The sequence below is a fragment of the Streptomyces sp. CA-210063 genome (assembly GCF_024612015.1).
Classification (GTDB): Bacteria; Actinomycetota; Actinomycetes; order Streptomycetales; family Streptomycetaceae; genus Streptomyces.
In genome coordinates, this window is record NZ_CP102512.1 from 7,287,913 (window position 1) to 7,307,616 (window position 19,704).

At 71.2% G+C, this 19,704-nt stretch carries 16 protein-coding genes; 10 read left to right on the forward strand and 6 right to left on the reverse strand.

The window, feature by feature from the left end; all coding sequences use genetic code 11:
* Nucleotides 1–24: 24 nt before the first annotated feature.
* Together JIX56_RS31855 and JIX56_RS31860 are read left to right on the forward strand one after the other, a co-directional pair.
* A complete protein-coding gene (locus tag JIX56_RS31855; RefSeq protein ID WP_443031922.1) occupies nt 25–1,176 on the forward strand; it encodes a permease in 1,152 nt (383 codons plus the stop codon).
* Nucleotides 1,173–1,949, forward strand: coding sequence for a TIGR03943 family putative permease subunit (locus JIX56_RS31860; RefSeq protein ID WP_257545633.1), 777 nt, complete (start codon nt 1,173–1,175; stop codon nt 1,947–1,949). Before JIX56_RS31855 ends, JIX56_RS31860 begins: the two co-directional genes overlap by 4 nt.
* A gap of 35 nt (nt 1,950–1,984) precedes the next feature.
* Here the strand turns inward: JIX56_RS31860 and JIX56_RS31865 are convergent, their stop codons facing one another.
* Nucleotides 1,985–2,887, reverse strand: coding sequence for an aminoglycoside phosphotransferase family protein (locus tag JIX56_RS31865; protein ID WP_257545635.1), 903 nt, complete (start codon nt 2,885–2,887; stop codon nt 1,985–1,987).
* A gap of 129 nt (nt 2,888–3,016) precedes the next feature.
* Nucleotides 3,017–4,660 carry a M4 family metallopeptidase gene (locus JIX56_RS31870; RefSeq protein ID WP_257545637.1) on the reverse strand — a complete coding sequence of 548 codons (1,644 nt, stop codon included), beginning with the start codon at nt 4,658–4,660 and terminating at the stop codon, nt 3,017–3,019.
* 209 nt (nt 4,661–4,869) lie between these two features.
* Here JIX56_RS31870 and JIX56_RS31875 point away from each other — a divergent pair, with 209 nt between their 5' ends.
* Nucleotides 4,870–5,316: a gamma-glutamylcyclotransferase family protein gene (locus tag JIX56_RS31875; protein ID WP_257545639.1), complete on the forward strand. Its 447-nt coding sequence runs from the start codon at nt 4,870–4,872 to the stop codon at nt 5,314–5,316.
* Between the two features lie 51 nt (nt 5,317–5,367).
* A complete protein-coding gene (locus JIX56_RS31880) occupies nt 5,368–5,850 on the forward strand; it encodes a hypothetical protein (RefSeq protein WP_257536777.1) in 483 nt (160 codons plus the stop codon).
* Here JIX56_RS31880 and JIX56_RS31885 read toward each other — a convergent pair.
* Together JIX56_RS31885 and JIX56_RS31890 are read right to left on the reverse strand one after the other, a co-directional pair.
* Nucleotides 5,842–6,674 (reverse strand): IS5 family transposase gene (locus tag JIX56_RS31885; protein ID WP_443031721.1). Its coding sequence is split into 2 segments (ribosomal slippage): nt 5,842–6,317 and nt 6,317–6,674, totalling 834 coding nucleotides; the frame shifts between segments, so codons are not numbered across the junction. The two genes, JIX56_RS31880 and JIX56_RS31885, sit on opposite strands and share 9 nt — an antisense overlap.
* Nucleotides 6,675–6,814: 140 nt before the next feature.
* A complete protein-coding gene (locus JIX56_RS31890; protein WP_257545641.1) occupies nt 6,815–9,088 on the reverse strand; it encodes an alpha-galactosidase in 2,274 nt (757 codons plus the stop codon).
* A gap of 216 nt (nt 9,089–9,304) precedes the next feature.
* On the opposite strand from JIX56_RS31890, the gene JIX56_RS31895 reads away from it, so the two are divergent.
* On the forward strand, nt 9,305–9,772 hold the full coding sequence (locus JIX56_RS31895) for a GAF domain-containing protein (protein ID WP_257545643.1): 468 nt from the start codon (nt 9,305–9,307) through the stop codon (nt 9,770–9,772).
* Nucleotides 9,773–9,904: 132 nt separating this feature from the next.
* On the opposite strand, the gene JIX56_RS31900 is transcribed toward JIX56_RS31895, so the two are convergent.
* Nucleotides 9,905–11,995 carry a molybdopterin oxidoreductase family protein gene (locus JIX56_RS31900; RefSeq protein WP_257545645.1) on the reverse strand — a complete coding sequence of 697 codons (2,091 nt, stop codon included), beginning with the start codon at nt 11,993–11,995 and terminating at the stop codon, nt 9,905–9,907.
* A gap of 350 nt (nt 11,996–12,345) precedes the next feature.
* Here JIX56_RS31900 and JIX56_RS31905 point away from each other — a divergent pair, with 350 nt between their 5' ends.
* Nucleotides 12,346–12,867, forward strand: coding sequence for a hypothetical protein (locus JIX56_RS31905; RefSeq protein ID WP_257545647.1), 522 nt, complete (start codon nt 12,346–12,348; stop codon nt 12,865–12,867).
* Here JIX56_RS31905 and JIX56_RS31910 read toward each other — a convergent pair.
* Nucleotides 12,864–13,475: a SanA/YdcF family protein gene (locus JIX56_RS31910; RefSeq protein ID WP_257551249.1), complete on the reverse strand. Its 612-nt coding sequence runs from the start codon at nt 13,473–13,475 to the stop codon at nt 12,864–12,866. The two genes, JIX56_RS31905 and JIX56_RS31910, sit on opposite strands and share 4 nt — an antisense overlap.
* Nucleotides 13,476–13,813: 338 nt before the next feature.
* Between JIX56_RS31910 and JIX56_RS31915 the strand changes: the two genes are divergently transcribed.
* The 4 genes from JIX56_RS31915 (at nt 13,814) to dnaG (ending at nt 19,541) form a co-directional block, all read left to right on the forward strand.
* Nucleotides 13,814–14,674, forward strand: a complete 861-nt coding sequence (locus JIX56_RS31915; protein WP_257545649.1) for a sirohydrochlorin chelatase — start codon at nt 13,814–13,816, stop codon at nt 14,672–14,674.
* Nucleotides 14,675–14,851: 177 nt separating this feature from the next.
* Nucleotides 14,852–16,144 (forward strand): deoxyguanosinetriphosphate triphosphohydrolase, encoded by a 1,293-nt coding sequence (locus tag JIX56_RS31920; RefSeq protein WP_257545651.1) that lies wholly within the window; start codon nt 14,852–14,854, stop codon nt 16,142–16,144.
* Between the two features lie 115 nt (nt 16,145–16,259).
* Nucleotides 16,260–17,525: an NAD(P)/FAD-dependent oxidoreductase gene (locus tag JIX56_RS31925; protein ID WP_257545653.1), complete on the forward strand. Its 1,266-nt coding sequence runs from the start codon at nt 16,260–16,262 to the stop codon at nt 17,523–17,525.
* Between the two features lie 114 nt (nt 17,526–17,639).
* Nucleotides 17,640–19,541: a DNA primase gene (gene dnaG, locus JIX56_RS31930; RefSeq protein WP_257545655.1), complete on the forward strand. Its 1,902-nt coding sequence runs from the start codon at nt 17,640–17,642 to the stop codon at nt 19,539–19,541.
* The last annotated feature ends 163 nt before the right edge of the window (nt 19,542–19,704 follow it).

Sequence of the window (19,704 nt, forward strand, 5' to 3'; positions counted from 1 at the left end):
ATCATCCGGATAATCGGAGTTGGCATGCAGAAGACAGATGAACCAGCCGAAGGGGCGGCGCAGGCGGGGCCTGAGCCGGCCGTCGTGGTTCTCACGGCGACCACGGGCGAGGCCACAGGCGAGACCACAGGCGAGACCACCGACGAGACCACCGACGAGACCACGGACGAGGCCACAGGTGAGCCCACCGACGAGGACTCCGACGAGACCCACGACCACAACTGGCCCCGTCACTGGCCCCTGCTGCTCCTCGGCGCGGCCGTCGTCCCCGGCCTCGCGCTGTTCGCCGTGGGCCGGTGGATGGAGGAGCCGGCCGTGCAGGCGTGGCGGACCGTCTGTCTCTCCATCACGGTGCAGGCGCTGCCGTTCCTGCTGCTCGGTACGGCGCTCTCGGGTGCCATCAACGCGTTCGTGCCGGCGCGGGTGTTCACCCGGGTGCTGCCCCGCAAGCCGGCGCTCGCCGTGCCGGTCGCCGGTGCCGCCGGGGTCGTGCTGCCCGGCTGCGAGTGCGCGTCGGTGCCGGTCGCGAGCAGCCTGATAGGCCGGGGAGTCAATCCGGCCGCGGCCTTCGCGTTCCTCCTCTCCGCCCCCGCCATCAACCCGATCGTCCTGACCGCCACGGCCATCGCCTTCCCCGGCAGCCCCGCCATGGTGCTGGCCCGGCTGCTCGCCTCGCTCGTCACCGCCGCGGCGATGGGCTGGCTGTGGCTCTGGCTGGGGCGCGAGGAATGGCTCAAGCCGGTCGCGCGGCACACGGGACACCGGCCCGGGCAGAGCCGCCGGCACGAGTTCCGGGTCGGCTTCCAGCACGACTTCCTGCACGCGGGCGGCTTCCTCGTCGTCGGCGCGATGGCCGCGGCCACCTTCAACGTGCTCGTCCCGCGCACCGTGCTCGACACCTTCGCCGACTCGCCCTGGCTGTCGGTCCTGTTCCTCGCCGCGCTCGCCATCCTCCTGTCGGTGTGCTCCGAGGCCGACGCCTTCGTCGCCGCGTCCCTCACCGGCTTCTCGCCCACCGCGCGGCTGACGTTCATGGTGGTCGGACCGATGGTCGACCTGAAGCTGATCGCCCTCCAGACGGGCACCTTCGGCCGGGCCTTCGCCCTCCGCTTCTCCTCCGCGACGGTCGTCGTCGCGATCCTGTGCAGCGTCCTGATCGGAGCCGTACTCCTGTGAAACGACCCCTACAGGCGCTCCTGCTCCTCCTCAGCGGCCTCGGCCTGCTCCACGCCACCGTCCTCACCGACCACTACCTCCGATACGTCAAGGAGGGCATGTTCCCCTTCCTCATCGCCTCGGGCCTGCTGCTGCTCGTGCTGGGCGCGGCGGAGGCATGGTCCCTGCGGAGACCACGCGGGACGGTCGAGCAGGAGAACGACGACGACCACGCTGACGGTGACGCCCACGGCCATGACCACTCCACCCCACCCCGAGTCGCCTGGCTCCTGCTCCTGCCCGCCCTGAGCCTGCTCTTCTACGCCCCACCGGCCATCGGCGCGTACACCGCCTCCCGCGAGGCCCCCAAGGCGGTGACGGTCACGGAACAGGACGACTTCGACCCCCTGCCGGCCACCTCACCGCTCCCGATGACCCTCACCGACTTCACCCGCCGGGTGCAGCAGGACCGCGACCACGCCATCGACGGCCGCACCGTCCGGATGACGGGCTTCGTCACGCCCGACAAAGAGGGCGATGAGAGGGAGAGCAGCTGGTACCTGACCCGCACGATCTTCTCCTGCTGCGCCGCGGACGCCCAGTTCGTGAAGGTACGCGTCCACGGCACCCCACCCCCGCCCGCCGACACCTGGGTCACCGTCACCGGCACCTGGCACCCCACCGGCACCCTCGGCACGAACTCCGCCCAGGCCGCCCTGGACGCCCTCACCGTCGAGAAGGTCGACCGCCCGTCCAACGGCTACACGGACGCCCTCCCGCTCCCAGCCTCCTGACCCGCTCACGTATGGGGGACGACCACGCCACGCTCCTACGCGTACTCCGCCAACACCTCCCCCACAGCCCGCCGCCCCACCTCCGCCAGCACATGCCCCTTGTCGCGGTAGTAGTGCTCGGCGACGATCCCGAAGCACAGGGCCCAGCCCCGCCCCCGCGCCCAGGTCGCGTCGTCGACGTCGGCGGTCTCGCGGAACGCGGTGCGGGTCTCGGCTGTGAAGAGGGTCCAGGCTGGCAGCAGGTCGCAGGAGGGGTCGCCGATGCCCAGGCCGCCGAAGTCGATGACGGCGGTGAGCCGGCCGGCGGTGGTGAGGAGGTTGCCGGGGAGGAGGTCGGCGTGGACCCAGACGGGGGCGCCGGTCCACTGGGGGAGGCGGAGGGTCTCCTCCCAGACGGCGGTGGCGAGCGCCCCGTCCACCGAGCCGTCCGCGCCCAGCCCACGGATCGCGTCCCGGACCTCGTCGTCGTTCGCACTCACCGGGCCGCCACGGAAGGACACCGGCCCGCCGGTCGCGTCCACCTTCCGCAGCGCCGCCACGAAGCGGCCCAACTCCTCGGCCGCGCAGCCGGGATCGGCGACCGGCGCGTCGTACGCGTTCTCGCCGTCCAGCCAGCGCAGCACCGACCACGGCAGCCCGTACCCCTCACCGGGCCGCCCCTTGCCGAGCGGTTCCGGTACGGCGAGCGGCAGGTGCGGGGCCAGCAGCGGCAGCCAGCGGTGTTCCCTGTCGGCCTGGTGGGCGCCGTCGGGCTTCCGGGGGAGTCGTACCACCATGTCGTCCCCCAGGCGGTACATGACGTTGTCCGTCCCGGCGGCGGGCGCCGGGGCGAGCGGCAGCCCGGCCCACTCGGGGAACTGCGCGGCGATCAGCCGCCGGACCAGCGCCTCGTCGATGTCGAACTCGTCGGCGTGCAGCTTCCCTTGGAAGGACGACATGGGTCTCCGTGAATTCCGTGGCCGGGGGACAGCCGTGGAGCGTAGCCACGACCGCGCCCCCACAGCCACGGAATTACGGCCGGAGGCCGACGCGGTGACGGATCGTCATCCCAAGGCGGTGACGAACCGTCAGCCCACCGACACCGCACTCCACGCCGCCGCCACCGCGCTGTACTCCGTGCTCTCCGCCCCGTACAGATCCCGCGCCGCGTTCAGCGTCGCCGTACGCGCCGCCGCGTAGTTCGTCGACGAGGTCATGTACACCGTCAGCGCCCGGTACCAGATCGCGCCCAGCTTGTCCTTGCCGATGCCGGTGACCGTCGAGCCGTCGCAGGTGGTGCTGGAGTGCTCCACGCCGCCGATGGTCTTCGTGCCGCTGCCCTCGGCGAGGAGGTACGCGAAGTGGTTGGCGACGCCGGAGGAGTAGTGGACGTCCAGGTTCCCCACCGACGAGCTCCAGCAGTCCGCCGAGGAGCCGTCCTTCGAAGGCTGGTCCATGAACCTGAGCGCCGGTTCGCCGAAGCCCGAGCGGACGATCTTCTCGCCGACGAGCCAGTCACCGGGGTCGGAGGCGTTGCCCGCGTAGAACTCGACCAGCGTGCCGAAGATGTCGGACGTGGCCTCGTTGAGGCCGCCGGGCTCACCCGAGTACGTCAGGTCGGCCGTCGCGGAGGTGACGCCGTGGGTCATCTCGTGGCCGGCCACGTCCAGCGAGACGAGCGGGCCGAGCAGGTTCCCGTCACCGTCGCCGTACGTCATGCAGAAGCAACTGTCGTCCCAGAAGGCGTTGTTGTAGGCGTTGCCGTAGTGGACGCGGTTGTACGAGCCCCGGCCGTCGTTCGCGATGCCGTTCCGGCTGTGGACGTTCTTGTAGTAGTCCCAGGTGGTGTCGGTGCCGTACTGGGCGTCGACGGCCGCGGTGGCGCGGTCCGCGGTCGTGCCCGTGCCCCAGTGGTTGTCGGCGTCCGTGAAGAGCGTCGCGGGGGCGCGACGGACGCAGATGCCGAGGAGGCAGAGGTCGGTCTGGTTCGCGGCGTCACCGGTGTACGTGTTGCCGCGCGTGGGATCTTTGAGCTGGTACGTCGCCCCGGAGAGCGTCGTCTCCAACGGGACCGTGCCGCCGTAGAGCGACCGGCCGTCGCCCGTCGCCGTCTCCAGCGCGTCCCAGGCGTCGATCTGCCTGCCGGTGGCGGCGTCGGTGACGACCGTACGGGCGACCGGGTTGCCGGCCTCGTCCTGCGCCAGCGCATCCGTCTGCCAGGCCAGCTTCGGGGCGCCGTGCAGGGCGTCGACGACCAGCCGCGGCTTGGACGTCAGCTTGCGGAGCGTCTCGCCGACGTTCGCGGCGCGCAGCGCGGCGGCGGCGATGTCGGCGGCCTTGGGCGCCTTCACGGTGGGGGTTACGGTGGGGACGGTGATCTCGTGGATCGTCGCCCGGTTCGCGCTCCGGTACTCGCCGCCGGGAGTGAGATGGACGACGAAGTCGCCGCCCAGTACCGGCAGTTGACGGTACGTCCGGTCGTAGCGGACGTGCTGTGCGCCGTCCGCGTCCACGATCACGTCTCGTACGGTGGTGTCCTGGGCGGAGGTGAGCCCCAGGCTCGCCGCGCGGTCCCGCAGGACGTCGGCGGCGTTGGCGATCGCCGTGCTCCGGGTCGGTCTGTCGGCGGCCCCGGCGGTGGGGGTGAGCGTCGCCGCCAGCAGCGCGGCGGCCACGACGGCGGTACCGGTGGTGGCGAGGTGCGGGCGTCGGAGGTGCCGTATTCGGCTCATCTGTCTCCCAGAGACGGTGGGGTGGGGGGACTGAGTGGGGGGTGGGGGACTGACCACTGGTGTCGCACGATTTAAGTGGGCATGACAGATGCGCGTCCAGAGCGCCGGTGGTGGGATGTGTGAGGGGTGAGAATCGTTTCTGCAAAGGCCCGCGCACGGCACACTCAGCCGCGTCCGAACAGTCGGACGAACAGTTGGAGAGGAGAACGGTGCTCCCCTTCTTCGTCTACGGCACCCTCCGCCCCGGCGAGCACAACCACGACCTCTTCCTCCGCGGCCGCACCCGCGCCGAGGAACCCGCCCGGATGCGCGGCCTGGTCCTGTACCACGGCCCGGGGTACCCGTACGCCGTGGAGGAGACCGGCGGGGGCGGTGGGCGCGGCGCCACGGTGAGCGGCGAACTCGTCACCGCCCGGCCCGAGGCCTACGACGAACTCCTGCGTGACCTCGACCGGTTGGAGGACTACACGCCGGGCGACCCCACGAACCTGTACGAGCGGGTGGAACGGGCGGCGACGCTCGACGACGGCACGGCCGTGCGGGCCTGGGTGTACGTCGCCGCCCCGGCCGTCGCCGCGGGGCTGCGGGGCCGGGGGAAGCGGATCGAGGGTGGGGACTGGTGCGGGCGCCGCGACCGGGGGCTGCCGTGCGCCTAAGACGTCGTTTCTTTTGGTGGTTCTCGGGTCGAGCTGTGCAGGGATACTGCTGTGGTGTTGTTGACGTGGATCGCTGAGGTGGCGGACGAGCCTTTGGTGCTGGAGCCGGCTGACCGGCGGGTGGAGTGGGAGACCAACACCTGGTCGCTGGGTGCGGCTGACGAGGACAGGAGTTCGTTGTCCGTCGCCGAGGTGGTGGCTGCCTTCGAGCGGACTGCTGTTGCCATCCGGGAACGCATTCGCGATCTGGGCTTCTCTGGGGTAGCGACGTTCTACGTGTGGCACGACAAACAGGCAGGACAGCTCCGGTGCTCGACCGGTTCTGTGCCCCCGGATGCGTTGCCGTTCAGCGGTACCTATGTGGCTTCCGACGACCTCGGTCCGGTCGTCGAGGGATTTCTGGCCGACAGCGAGCCGGGCTTCATCGCCTGGTCGGGCCTGGACGACGCGCAGAGCCTCTCGGAGAAGACCGAGACCGAGCCGGACATCAGGCCCTTCGGTGTCTGGGTCAGCAGGGTCGGAGCCTCACGCTGACTGGTTATGCCCGTCCACACGGACGAGTCGGCGGTGACAGATGAGGGCTGCGGCTATGCCGGCGAAGGCGAGGAAATGTTCTGCCTTGCGCTCGTAGCGGCGGTGGAGCCGGCGGCAGCCGGCGAGCCAGGAAACGGTCCTCTCGACAACCCATCGGTGGCGGCCGAGCCGCTGTGAGGACTCGATCCCTTTGCGGGCTATGCGGTGGCGGATGCCTCGCTTGCGGAGCCATCGGCGCAGGTGGTCATAGTCGTAGCCCTTGTCTGCGTGCAGCTTCGCCGGGCGGCGGCGACGGGGTCCGCGGGGAGAACGAATGGGCGGGATGCCACGCACGAGCGGCTGAAGGCCCTGGCTGTCGTGCATGTTGGCAGCCGAGATGCCCAGCGACAGTGGGAGTCCGTTCCGGTCCGTGATCAGGTGGATTTTCGATCCCAGCTTGCCGCGGTCGGTCGGATTCGGTCCGGTCAGTGGCCCCCTTTTGCTGCCCGGAAGCTGACGGAGTCGATCGCGCACCGCGACCAGTCGATCTCGCCGCGGGCGCCGAGTTCGTCGAGGACGACGCGGTGGAGCCTTGCCCAGACGCGGGCCCGGCCCCACTGAGCGAACCGTCGGTAGGCCGTCTGCCAACTCGGACCGAACACCGGTGGGAGTTGCCGCCAGGTACAGCCCGAGGTGGCCACGAAGATGATCGCGGCCAGGGTCTCGCGATCACCGGCCCGCCGCCGGCCCCCACCCTGCGGACGTACCACCTCCGTTGGCGGCACCACCCGCCGAAACAGCACCCACAACTCGTCCGGTACCAGACGCTCAACCAAATCCGTCATGCACGGTTCAACGAACGATCACACCAAAAGAAACGATGCCTAAGAGTTCGGGTGGCTGAGTGCGTCCGGCGGGTGCGGGTGGTTTGTGGCTGGTCGCGCCCACGCGGCGGAGCCGCATATCGACTCAGCCCCGCGCCCCTTTAGGGCGCGGCTGTTGTGAGCCGTAGCAAGAGGACCGAGGGGGCTTCGGGCATGCTCACTCGGAGCCCTGAGCCGTCCCACTCCGCAGTCGCCTTCGTCGCCCTCGGATGAAGGATCTCCACCCGCACACTTCCCCCGTCCGCGCCATGCTGATCCGCCAAGTGCGGGAGCGCGAAGGACCGTTCGGTGGCTCCGGCCCGGCGCCACACCGTCACGTACACCGGACCCGTGCCCGCGACCGGCGGTCGCAGACCCAGCGCGATCCAGTCGTCCGTCCAACCCGGAAGACCGAGGGGCCAGAAGGGCAGGGCGGTGCGCAGGTCGGCGCGGATGGATTTGTAGGTCGTCAACGCGTCCTGGACCAGATCGAGTTGATGAGGCGTCATTCTGTCCAGATGGCCGGACAGATGGATGCGGCCCAGCAGCGCGGAGCCCAGGGTGAAGGCGATCTCCGCATCCGTGCAGGTCGGTTGCGGGTAGGCCCATACGGCGCCCTGTTCCGGGGGTACGGCGGTGGGGGCGGACGCGGCGATGGGTGGGTAGCGCAGGGGGTCCTGCTGGTCGGAGGTGGACTGGAGCTGGGCCACGGCCAGGGAGGCGCCGTCCATGCGCATGCCGCCGGAGGCGCAGTTCTCGACGACGAGGCCGGGGTGGCGGTCCAGGACCGAGGACAGCCAGGACAGCCAGGCCCGGGAGTGGGCGAGGTGGCCCGGCGCCGAGGTGGTGATGTTGTAGTCGAGTTTCAGATAGCCGACGCCCCACTCGCCGACGATGCGGTCGACCGTCTCGTCGAGGTGGGCCCGGGCCGCCGGGTGGGTCAGGTCGAGCTGGTGGCGGCCCTGTTCGGTGACCCGCGTGCCGTCCCCGTGGCGGAGGAAGGCCTCGGCGGGCAGCTCCTCGGCGAGCGGGCTGCGCACCCCGATGACCTCCGGCTCCAGCCACAGCCCCGGCACCATCCCGCGCTCCCGGATCCGGTCGAGCACGACCCGGATGCCCTCGACGCCCCCACCGGGCCCACCACCGGGGAAGCGCCGCGCCGACGGCAGCCAGGCGCCGACACTCTCCCACCAGCCTCCCGGCGAATCGACGTTCTCCACCTCGCCGCTCCCGACGTGTTCCCCGTCGTCACGACTCCCGACGTGTTCCCCGTCGCCACCACTCCCGCCGTACTCCCCGTCGTCGTACCACCCCGCGTCCACGCAGAAGTACTCCGCGCCCGCCTCCGCCGCCGTGTCGATCAGCGGCAGCAGCTTCTCGGTGGTCGGGTCGCCCATGAGGGTGTTCATGTAGTCGTTGAAGATCACCGGCAGTTGGTGGTGGTCCGGGTGCGGGCGGCGTACGGCCCGGCGGTAGGAGGTCAGCGCGGCCAGGGCCCCGTCGAAGCAGGTGCCGAGGGCGAGGGCGGCCCACTCGGTCGTGAACTCCCCGCCCGGCGCGAGGACTTCGCGCCACTGGTGTGTGTCGTGCGTCGGGCCGCCGAGCGCGAGGTACGTCCGGCCCGCCGACGCGCCGGCCTCCCAGACCCAGCTCGACGCCGACTCGATCTGCCACAGCCAGCTGCGCGCGTCCGTACGGTGCAGGAGCGCGCCCATCGCGAGGTGCCCGTCGGTGGGCCAACTGCCCTGCCCGGCAAGGCGTGCCGCCGCGTGTCCGGTGCCCCCGTGCACCGTGTGGTTGATGTCGGGCACGGAGTCCCGCAGCGGCTCGGCGTACCAACGGCACTCCGCGAGCCAGTCGTTGCGCGCCCGGAACACCGACAGCTCGTCGGGGGAGGGGAGTCCGCCGAGGAGCAGACTGCCGACGGAACGTACGGTGACCGTCTCGGTGCCGTCGTTGCGCAGCCGGACCCGGGAGCGCAGGACGGGGACGCCGTCCGGTGAGGCGTACTCGACGAAGGCGGTCAACCCGCTCACGGGATCGTGGAGTTCGAAGGTCAGCCGGTGCCAGCCCGTGCCGTCGCCCAAGCCGTGGGTGGCGCCGCACGTGGAGTGGTGCGCGCGGTATCTCAGGCGGCCGCCGATCGCCGTGCCGGTGAAACGCGGCCTCGCCCAGCCCGTGCCGTCGCCGAGCAGGACCAGGTCGACCAGGGGCAGCGAGGCGTCGTTCTTGGCGTCCTCGGGGCCCGGTTCCGGTTCACCGGGGCGCCGGACGCGCAGCAGCCGGGGGGTGTCGCCGCTCAGGTCGAAGTCGGCGGTCAGCGCGGAGTGGCCCCAGCGGTACGAGAGGCTCCATGGGAACGAGTCGGTCCACTCGTGGCTGTCGTGCTGCGGCATGCGATCCCCCCGGGTCGGCTGAACTCCCAAGTGTTCACGGCTGGCTGTGCGTCCGCTGTCCCCATCCTCTGTCAAGCGTCGGTATGCCACACGAGATCTACGTATCCAAAAGCATGAATGTTCAAGCAGGTCGGGTACTGATGTTGATCACACCAGCTCTGACAGCACCATCGGCGCCACCCGGCACCATCAGCCCCATGAGCACGAGGAGCCCCCATGAATGCCGTAGCTCTGAGCGAGACCGTCCTGGAGAACGCCCGTCCCGAAGTCGCCGAGTGGCTCGCCGAGTACGTGGTGCGCCATGGCGGCTTCGTCGGATCCGTCCATCTCTCCGAGCCCGCCGAGGACGGCGAGATCGTCCTCGTGGCCGCGTACAACCTGCCGCCGGGCGTGGTGAACGGCGCCGCCGTCGTCGTCATAGGCAAGGGCATGGCCGGGGTCACCGCCGAGCGCCGGGCGCCGATCGGCATCAGCGACCTGCAGACCGACACCTCGGGCGTCGCCCGTCCGCCGGCCCGCGCCTCGCACGCCAAGGGCTCGGTCACGCTGCCCGTCTTCGCGCCGGACGACCCCGAGAAGCTCGTCGCCGTGGTCGGCCTGGGCTTCGCGGAGCACCGCGAGTTCACGGACGAGGAGATCGCGAAGTTCGGCGAGGACGCGGCGACCGTGCTGACCGTGGCCTGAGCCGACGGACCGCCTGGGCCGACCGGAGCGCCTGGGTCGACCGGGTCCCTTGTTCCGACCAGATCCCCCGGTCCGGTTCCGAGCCCGCCCCCGGGCTCGGGCTCGGACAGGTCCGCCTTCCCGGTCCCGCCCTCACTTCCCCACCGCCTCCAGACGCACCGCGCACGCCTTGAACTCCGGCATGCGCGAGGTGGGGTCGAGGGCGGGGTTCGTCAGGGTGTTGGCGCGGCCCTCGCCCGGCCAGTGGAACGGCATGAAGACGGTGTCGGGGCGGATGGCGGTCGTGATCCGGGCCGGGGCCACGGCCCGGCCCCGCCGGGACACCACGGCCACCGGGTCGCCCTCCGCCGCACCGAGCCGCTCGGCCAGCCGGGGGTGCAGTTCCACGAACGGGCCGGGCGCGGCGGCGTTCAGCTCGTCGACCCGCCGCGTCTGCGCGCCCGACTGGTACTGGGCGACCACCCGCCCGGTGGTCAGCAGCACCGGGTACTCCGCGTCCGGCTCCTCGGCGATCGCCCGGTGCGAGACGGGCACGAACCGGGCCCGGCCGTCCTCGGTGGCGAACCGGTCGAGGAAGAGGCGCGGGGTGCCGGGGTGCACCTCGGCCGCCGGGGTGGGACAGGGCCAGAACACCCCGTTCTCCTCCGCCAGCCGCCGGTAGGTGATCCCCGAGTAGTCGGCGGGCCCGCCCGCGCTGGCCCGGCGCAGCTCCTCGAAGACCTCCTCGGGGTCGGTCGCGAAGCCCTTCTCGACGCCCAGCCGGTCGGCCAGCTCGTGCATGATCTCCAGGTCGCTGCGGACGCCCTCGGGAGGGGTGATCGCACGCCGCCGCAGCAGCACCCGGCCCTCCAGATTGGTCATCGTGCCGGTCTCCTCCGCCCACTGGGTCACCGGCAGCACGACGTCCGCGAGTTCCGCCGTCTCCGACAGCACGACATCGCACACGGCGAGGAAGTCCAGCGACTTGACGCGCTCCTCGATGTGCGCGGCACGCGGCGCCGACACCACCGGGTTGGAGCCCATCAGCAACAGGGACTTGATGTCGGTGCCGAGTGCGTCCAGCAGCTCGTACGCGCTGCGGCCCGGCCCGGGCAGGCTGTCCGGGTCCACGCCCCAGACCTCGGCGACGTGCCGCCGGGCCTCGGGGTCGACGAGCTTGCGGTAGCCGGGCAACTGGTCGGCCTTCTGGCCGTGTTCGCGCCCGCCCTGCCCGTTGCCCTGCCCGGTGAGGCAGCCGTACCCGGACAGTGGCCGCCCGGCCCGGCCCGTCGCCAGCGTGAGGTTGATCCACGCGCCGACCGTGTCCGTGCCCTTGGACTGCTGCTCGGGCCCGCGCGCGGTGAGCACCATCGCGTGCTCCGGCTCGCAGAACAGCCGTACGGCCTCGCGGAGTTCGGGAACGGACACCCCCGTGATCCGTTCCACGTACTCCGGCCAGTGCGCCATGGCCGCCGCCCGGGTCTCCTCCCAGCCGCTGGTCCGCTCGCGGATGTACTCCTCGTCCGTCCGCCCCTCGGCCACGATCAGGTGCAACAGGCCGAGGGCCAGGGCGAGATCGGTGCCGGGGCGCGGCGAGAGATGCAGGTCGGCCTGTTCGGCCGTACGGGTGCGGCGCGGATCGATGACGATCAACGTGCCGCCGTTCTCCTTGAGTTCGGTGAGATAGCGGAGCGCCGGCGGCATGGTCTCCGCGAGGTTGGAGCCGACGAGGACGACACACCCCGTCTTCGGGATGTCCTCCAGCGGGAACGGCAGCCCCCGGTCGAGCCCGAACGCCTTCATCCCGGCGGCCGCCGCCGAGGACATGCAGAAGCGGCCGTTGTAGTCGATCTGCGAGGTGCCGAGCACCACCCGCGCGAACTTGCCGAGCAGATAGGCCTTCTCATTGGTGAGCCCGCCGCCGCCGAACACTCCGCACGCGTCCGGGCCATGTTCCGTACGCGTGCGGGTGAGGCCCTCGGCGATCCGGTCCAGTGCCTCGTCCCAGGAGGCGGGTTCCAGGACGCCCGCCCTTCTGACCAAGGGACCGGTCAGCCTGACCCGGGACGAGAGCACCGCCGGCGCCGTACGGCCCTTGCCGCACAGCGCTCCCCGGTTCACCGGGAAGTCCGCGCGCTCCGTCACCACTACGGCACCGTCGGACCCGTCCGCACCGGGCGTCAGGTTCATCCCGCACTGCAGGGCGCAGTACGGGCAGTGGGTGGGCGTCGCGGAGTTCGGCATACCGCTCAGCGTGCGTCGGGCGTGTTACGCGCCGGGACGCTCCCCGTTACGCCACCGGCACGGGGACCTCCCGGCGCGCCCGGGCCCGGCGTGAGGACCCGTCGGGACCAGATGACGAACTCCGGCGCGAGCGCCCCCGCGCCCTGGTGAACGGACGGTGCGCCGATGTCCCGATTCTGTCACCGTATGCGGTCGTTCACGCGCTTACCGTCCACTTGTTCGGGGCTTGCGTGTTAAGAACTACGGGCGCCACGGACACGGGGGTCAGGTCATGAACCCCGTGTGGCGTACGTCATGTCACGTGGCCCGTGAGGGCCGTAGGGGGAAGAGGTAGCACCACCGTGAACCGCATGCGCACCACCGTCGCCGTCCTGGGCGCCACCGCCGCGCTCACCGCCGCCCAGCTGGGCCTCGCCGGAGCCGCGTCGGCCGCGTCCGCCGCCGGCCCCGAGACGCAGGCCGCTCAGGCCGCCGCGAACTGCCCGATCAAGATCACCTATCTGACGAAGTTCTATGTGGACAACAACAACTGGGTGACCAACGGCGGTCTCCGCTTCGGTCTCAAGAACTCCAGCAAGAACGTCACCTTCAAGGACGTCAGCCTCAAGGTGACCAACACCAAGAGCCTCCGCTTCGGCAAGGCGACCGTGACGACCCGGCCGATCGGCCGGATCACCCAGAAGACGAACCAGATCGTCAAAATCGCCGCCAAGACCCTGAAGCCGGGCAAGAGCGCCGCCTTCAAGGTCAGCACCCACATGCTGCGGACCGACCAGTACGAGGTGAAGTTCGAGGTGTACGGCAAGACCACGAACGGCAAGCGGTGGGGCTGCGCCGTGGACCAGGGCACCTGGGGCACCGTGAAGCACTAACTCGCCGACGCGAGCGCCCGCTCGACCCCCGGTTCCTCCGGCCCGAGGAACCGGGGGTCCGGCTCGAACAGGGCGTCCAGCGAGGCCTTGCCCGCGGCGAACAGCTCCCGGGTGGCGCCGTAGTACCAGGTCCCGTCGTGCCGGTCCCGCACCCCGACGCCGTACGACTCGACGCCCGCCTCCTGACACAGCGCCACCGCCCGGCGGATGTGGAAGCCCTGGCTGATGAGCACCGCGCGGTCGACGCCGAAGATCTTCTTGGCGCGGACGCAGGAGTCCCAGGTGTCGAACCCGGCGTAGTCGCTGACTATGCGGTCGTCGGGCACCCCGTTCTCGGTGAGGTAGGCGCGCATCGCGTCCGGCTCGTCGTACTCCTCGCGGCTGTTGTCCCCGGTGACCAGGACGACCTTGATCCGGCCCGTGCGGTACAGCTCGGCCGCCGCGTCCAGCCGGCGCGCGAGATACGGCGACGGCTCGCCCTGCCACAGCCCCGCGCCGAAGACCACCGCGACCTCGGTGCGCGGTACGTCGGCCGTGGTCCGCAGCCGGTCGTCGGCGGCCGTGAACATCCAGGTCGCGGGCAGCAGCGCCAGCACGCACAGCAGCATCACCGCCTGCACGGCCCGCCGCCGCCCAGCGCGCGTACGCGGCAGCCGAACGGCTCGCAAAACACGTCCGACACGCCCCACCGCGACCCCCGTTCGTCGGACTCCCGTATGTGTCCTGGCTGTTTCCGACGGACCCGACAGCGCCCGTCCTCTCCGACCAACGAAGACGCCGTCCGCGGTGATCCGGTTCACCCGCAAGCGTGACAAGTTTCACTCGACAGGGTCGAAACGCCAGGTCACAGCGGCTCACACGACCCGACGGCGTGGCGTGAACCCCCGGAAAAGACCCGTCACCACGGTGCAACGGGGAGGCAACCTCTCCCGGACACCCTTTGTTCATGACGGCGACGACGAGCAAGTCGAACGCAGACCTCGACAGTACGGCGCACATCATGAACCGGATCACCCACCAGCTGGCCAGCCAGCTCAGCCTCGTCTCCCGCGACGGGACCCGGCGCCCCGCCCCGCCCGCGCTCGTCCTGGTCGCGCACGGCAGCCGCGACCCGCGCGCCCTGACGACGGTGCGCACCCTCATGGACCGCGTCCGCGAGCAGCGCCCCGGCCTCGCCGTGCACCTCGGCCACATCGAGCTGAACGAGCCCCTGCTCCCCGACACCCTCGCCGCCCTCGGCGACCGGGAAGCGGTCCTCGTCCCCCTCCTCCTCAGCCGCGGCTACCACATCAAGCAGGACATCCCCGCGATGGCCGCGGCGGCGAAGACCCGCACCCGGCTGGCCGCCCCTCTCGGCCCGCACCCCCTCCTCGTGGAGACCCTGTACACCCGCCTCGTCGAGGCCGGCTGGCGCACCCGGATGGACGACGCCACCCGCCGCACCAGCGCCGTGGTGCTCGCCGCCGCGGGCTCCCGCGACCCCGAGTCGAAGGTCGACACGGGCCGCACCGCCCAGCTCCTCGCCGAACGCCTCGGCGTCCCCGTGGTCCCGGCCTACGCCACCACCGCCGCGCCCAACGTCCCCGACACCATCCGCGCCCTCACCACCCGAGGCCGCACCCGCATAGCCGTCGCCTCCTACTTCACCGCCCCCGGCCGCTTCGCCACGGAGTGCGCGGCAGCGGCCCCATGGATAGCCTCGGCCCCCCTGGGCACGCACCCGGCGATGGCAAGCCTGGTCCTGCACCGCTACGACCAGGCCCTGGCGACCGAAGCCAAGACGCTGCCGGCTCTCGCGTCGGCATAGGGGAGGCTGTAGAACTCCCGGCCGACAGGAGCGCCCCGTCAGGGGCGCGGGGCGTTATCGATATGCGGCTCCGCCGCGTGGGCGCGACCAGCCCCAAACAACCCGCACTCGCCGCCCGACAGAACCCGGCAGACGAGTAGGCACCCATTTGTCACCCCCTCCCCTTACTGTCGAATCATGGAAGGCACCGCACCCCCCCACTACGACACCCCCTCGGCAGAACGATGGGCCCCCGAGCCCGACAAACGCCCAGGCCGCACCGCCTTCCAACGCGACCGCGCCCGCATCCTGCACTCCTCCGCGCTCAGAAGGCTCGCGGGCAAGACCCAGGTCGTCCCACCAGGCGAGCGCAACGTCCCCGCCTGGGACGCCAGCCCCCGCACCCGCCTGACCCACTCCCTGGAGTGCGCCCAGGTCGGCCGAGAACTGGGCGCGGCCCTCGGCTGCGACCCCGACCTCGTCGAGGCCGCCTGCCTCTCGCACGACCTCGGCCACCCCCCTTTCGGCCACAACGGCGAACAGGCCCTCAACGAATTCGCCGAGGACTGCGGCGGCTTCGAGGGCAACGCCCAGTCCCTGCGCCTGCTGACAAGGATCGAACCCAAGCGCTTCGTCCGGTCGGACACCACCGGCGACCTCATGAGCGTCGGCCTCAACCTCACCCGCGCCGCCCTGGACGCCGCCACCAAGTACCCCTGGCCCCGCGGCGCCCACCCCACCGACCCGAAGTCGCCCAAGTTCGGCGTGTACGACGACGACCGCCCCGTCTTCGACTGGGTCCGCAAGGACGCCCCCGGCACGAGCACGACCTTCGAGGCCCAGGTCATGGACTGGGCCGACGACGTGGCGTACTCCGTGCACGACGTCGAGGACGGCCTGCACGCGGGCCACATCGACCCGGGCTGCCTGCACGCGGAGCCCGAACGGCAGTCGGTGTTCGAGGTGGCACGTGGCCGCTACGTGCCCGCCGACACCGACCCGGCCGAACTCGCCGAGGCCCTCGACCGCCTCCTCGACCAGGAGTGGTGGCCGCACGGCTACGACGGAACGGCCGTCGCCCAGGCCCGGTTGAAGGACGCCACCAGCCAGCTCATCGGCCGCTTCTGCCTGGCCGCCGAGGCCGCCACCCGGGAGGCGTACGGCAGCGGCCCCCTCACCCGGTACGCCGCCGAACTGGTCGTCCCGCGCGGGGCGCGCCTGGAGTGCGCGGTCCTCAAGGCCGTCGCCGACCGGTATGTCATGCAGCGGGCCGAGCAGGAGCTGCTCCGCGCCGACCAGCGGATCATCGTCGCCGAACTGGCCGAGGCGTTCACCGCCCGCGCGCCGGAGGGCCTCGATCCCCAGTTCTGCGCACTGTTCGACGCGGCTCCGGACGACCGCGCCCGCAAGCGGGTGATCGTCGACCAGATCGCCTCCCTCACCGACACCTCGGCCCGCTCGTTGCACGCGAGACTGACGGGGCGGATGTGACAGGGATATGACCGATACGTGACCCTCCGTGGCCTGATCGGGTCACTACCTCTTCCCGCATCACGCTGTGTGCGGGACGCTCGCATGTGGACGCACCCTTAAGAGGAGGCATCAAGTGGTCGACGCGGATCAGACATTCGTCATCGTCGGAGGTGGTCTCGCCGGCGCGAAGGCGGCCGAGACGCTCCGAGCGGAGAGCTTCACCGGCCGCGTGATACTGATCTGCGACGAACGAGACCACCCGTACGAGCGCCCGCCGCTCTCCAAGGGCTATCTGCTCGGCAAGGAGGAGCGCGACAGCGTCTTCGTCCACGAGCCGTCCTGGTACGCGCGCAACGACATCGAACTGCACCTCGGCCAGACCGTCGACGCGATCGACCGCACGGCCAAGACCGTCCGCTTCGGCGACGACGGCACCCTCGTCCACTACGACACGCTCCTGCTCGCGACCGGCGCCGAGCCCCGCCGCCTGGACATCCCGGGCACCGGTCTCGCGGGCGTCCACCATCTGCGCCGCCTCGCCCACGCCGAGCGCCTCAAGGGCGTCCTCGCCGCCCTCGGCCGCGACAACGGCCATCTGGTCATCGCCGGCGCCGGCTGGATCGGCCTGGAGGTGGCGGCCGCAGCCCGCGAGTACGGCGCGGAGGTCACCGTAGTGGAGCCCGAACCGACACCGCTGCACGGCGTGCTCGGCCCCGAGCTCGGCAACCTCTTCGCCGAACTGCACCGCGAGCGCGGCGTCCGCTTCCACTTCGGGGCGAAGCTCACGGAGATCGTCGGCCAGGACGGGATGGTGCTCGCCGCCCGTACGGACACGGGGGAGGAGCACCCGGCGCACGACGTCCTCGCGGCCATCGGCGCCGCCCCACGCATCGGTCTCGCCGAGGCCGCGGGGCTGGAGATCGCCGACCGTGCGCACGGCGGGGGCATCGTGGTCGACGCCCGGCTCCGTACGTCCGACCCCTCCATCTACGCCGCCGGGGACGTCGTGTCCTTCCCGCACGCCCTGTTCGACACCCGGCTACGGGTGGAGCACTGGGCCAACGCGCTCAACGGCGGGCCGGCGGCCGCGCGGGCGATGCTCGGGAAGGACGTCACCTACGACCGCGTGCCCTATTTCTTCTCCGATCAGTACGACATGGGGATGGAGTACTCGGGGTGGGCGCCGCCCGGGTCGTACGACCAAGTGGTGATTCGGGGGGACGCCGGGAAGCGGGAGTTCATCGCGTTCTGGGTGAAGGAGGGGCGGGTGCTGGCCGGGATGAACGTGAACGTGTGGGATGTCACTGAGCCGATCCAGAAGCTGATCCGGGCGCGGGCCGCGGTGGACGTGGAGGCACTGTCGAACCCCCAAGTACCGCTGGAGAGCCTGATCGCCTAGGCGTCTGCCGGGTGGGGATGCGGGGCGACCGCGGGCCGTCCGCGGCTGGTCGCGCGGTTCCTCGCGCCCCTGTGTGACCCCAAGACTGTCGGTGGACCACCGTAGAATCACCGCGTGGCAGGACGGATCAACGACGAGGACGTGAAGGCGGTACGGGACGCGGTCCCGATCGACGCCGTGGTGTCCGAGTACCTCCAGCTGCGGAACGCGGGCGGGGGGAACCTCAAGGGACTCTGCCCGTTCCACGACGAGAAGTCGCCGTCCTTCCAGGTCAGCCCTAGCAAGGGCCTCTTCCACTGCTTCGGCTGCCAGGAGGGCGGCGACACCATCACGTTCGTGATGAAGGTCGACCACCTGTCCTTCTCGGAGGCGGTCGAGCGGCTGGCCGGACAGGCCGGAATCACCCTTCGCTACGAGGAGGGCGGGTACAACCCGTCGCACCAGCGCGGCGAGCGGATCCGCCTGGTAGAGGCGCACAAGATCGCCGCCGAGTGGTACGCGGAGCAGCTCGCCACCAGCCCGGAGGCCGACACGGGCCGGATCTTCCTCGCCGAGCGCGGCTTCGACCAGGCCGCCGCCGTCCACTTCGGCGTCGGCTACAGCCCCCAGGGCTGGGACCACCTCACCCGCTTTCTGCGCGGCAAGGGCTTCGCCGACAAGGAACTGCTCCTGTCCGGGCTGTCCCAGGAGGGCCGCCGCGGCCCCATCGACCGCTTCCGGGGCCGTCTGATGTGGCCCATCCGCGACATCGCCGGCGACGTGGTGGGCTTCGGCGCCCGCAAGCTCTACGAGTCGGACAACGGACCCAAGTACCTGAACACCCCGGACACGGCGATCTACCGCAAGTCCCAGGTCCTGTACGGCATCGACCTCGCCAAGAAGGACATCGCCAAGGCCAGCCGGGCCGTCGTGGTCGAGGGGTACACGGACGTCATGGCCTGCCACCTCGCCGGGGTGACCACGGCCATCGCGACCTGCGGTACGGCCTTCGGCGGCGACCACATCAAGATCCTCCGCCGGCTGCTGATGGACAACGGCAGCGCACGCGTGATCTTCACCTTCGACGGCGACGCGGCCGGCCAGAAGGCGGCCCTGCGCGCCTTCGAGGACGACCAGAAGTTCGCCGCCGAGACGTACATCGCGATCGCGCCGGACGGCATGGACCCGTGCGAGCTGCGGCTGGCGAAGGGCGACGAGGCGGTCGTCGAGCTGACCGAACCCCGCACCCCGCTCTTCGAGTTCGCGCTCCGCCAGATCGTCGCCCGCTACGACCTGGAGACCCCGGCGGGCCGCGCCGCCGCCCTCGACGAGGCCGCGCCCGTCGTGGCCCGCATCAAGAACAGCGGCGCCCAGCACGAGGTCGCCGTGCAGCTCGCCGGCATGCTCGGCATCCTCGACACCCAGTTCGTCGTCAAGCGCGTCGCCCAGCTGGCCCGCTGGGCCCGCGACCGCGGCGGCCAGGGCCCCGCCCCGGCCGCCCAGCGCCCGTCACAGCCGTACGAGTCCACCGCCCGGCCCCCGTCCGGCCCGGCCCTCACCCTCCGCAACCCGGTCTTCGCCACCGAGCGGGAACTCCTCAAACTCGCCCTCCAGCGCCCGGAGTTGGTCGCCCCGGCCTTCGACGCCTACGGGGTCGACGAGTTCACCGCCGAGCAGTACGCGGCCGTCCGCCAGACGATCATCGAGGCGGGCGGTGTCGAGTACGGCGCCGAGGACCCGCAGGAGTATCTGGTCCGGGTCCGCGAGGCCGCACCGGACGACACGGTGCGGGCCATGGTGACCGAGCTGGCCGTCGAGGCGATCATGCGCAAGACGGTCGACGAGGTGTATGCCGGGGCCCAGCTGGTCACCGTGCGCCGCCGGGCCGTCGAACGTCGGGTGCGTGACGTCCAGGGCAGCCTGGCGAGGGCGGCCGCCCAGGGCGACCCGGCCCAGCTGGCCGCCGTACAGAACGAGTTGTGGGTCCTCCAGCAGTACGACCAGGCGTTGCGGGAGCGGGGCGCGGAGGCGCTCTGAGGCGGTGCCCGGCGGCGCCCGCCCGCGTGAACGTCCCTGGCGCACATGCCAATCCGCGCCGGAGCACCCCCTCTCCGTACGGCCTTCAAGCGGGTTACAGCCCTCTCAGCAGCGCACTCGTACGGCAGAGTAACCGTGAGGTCACGGACCGGACGCAAAAAGT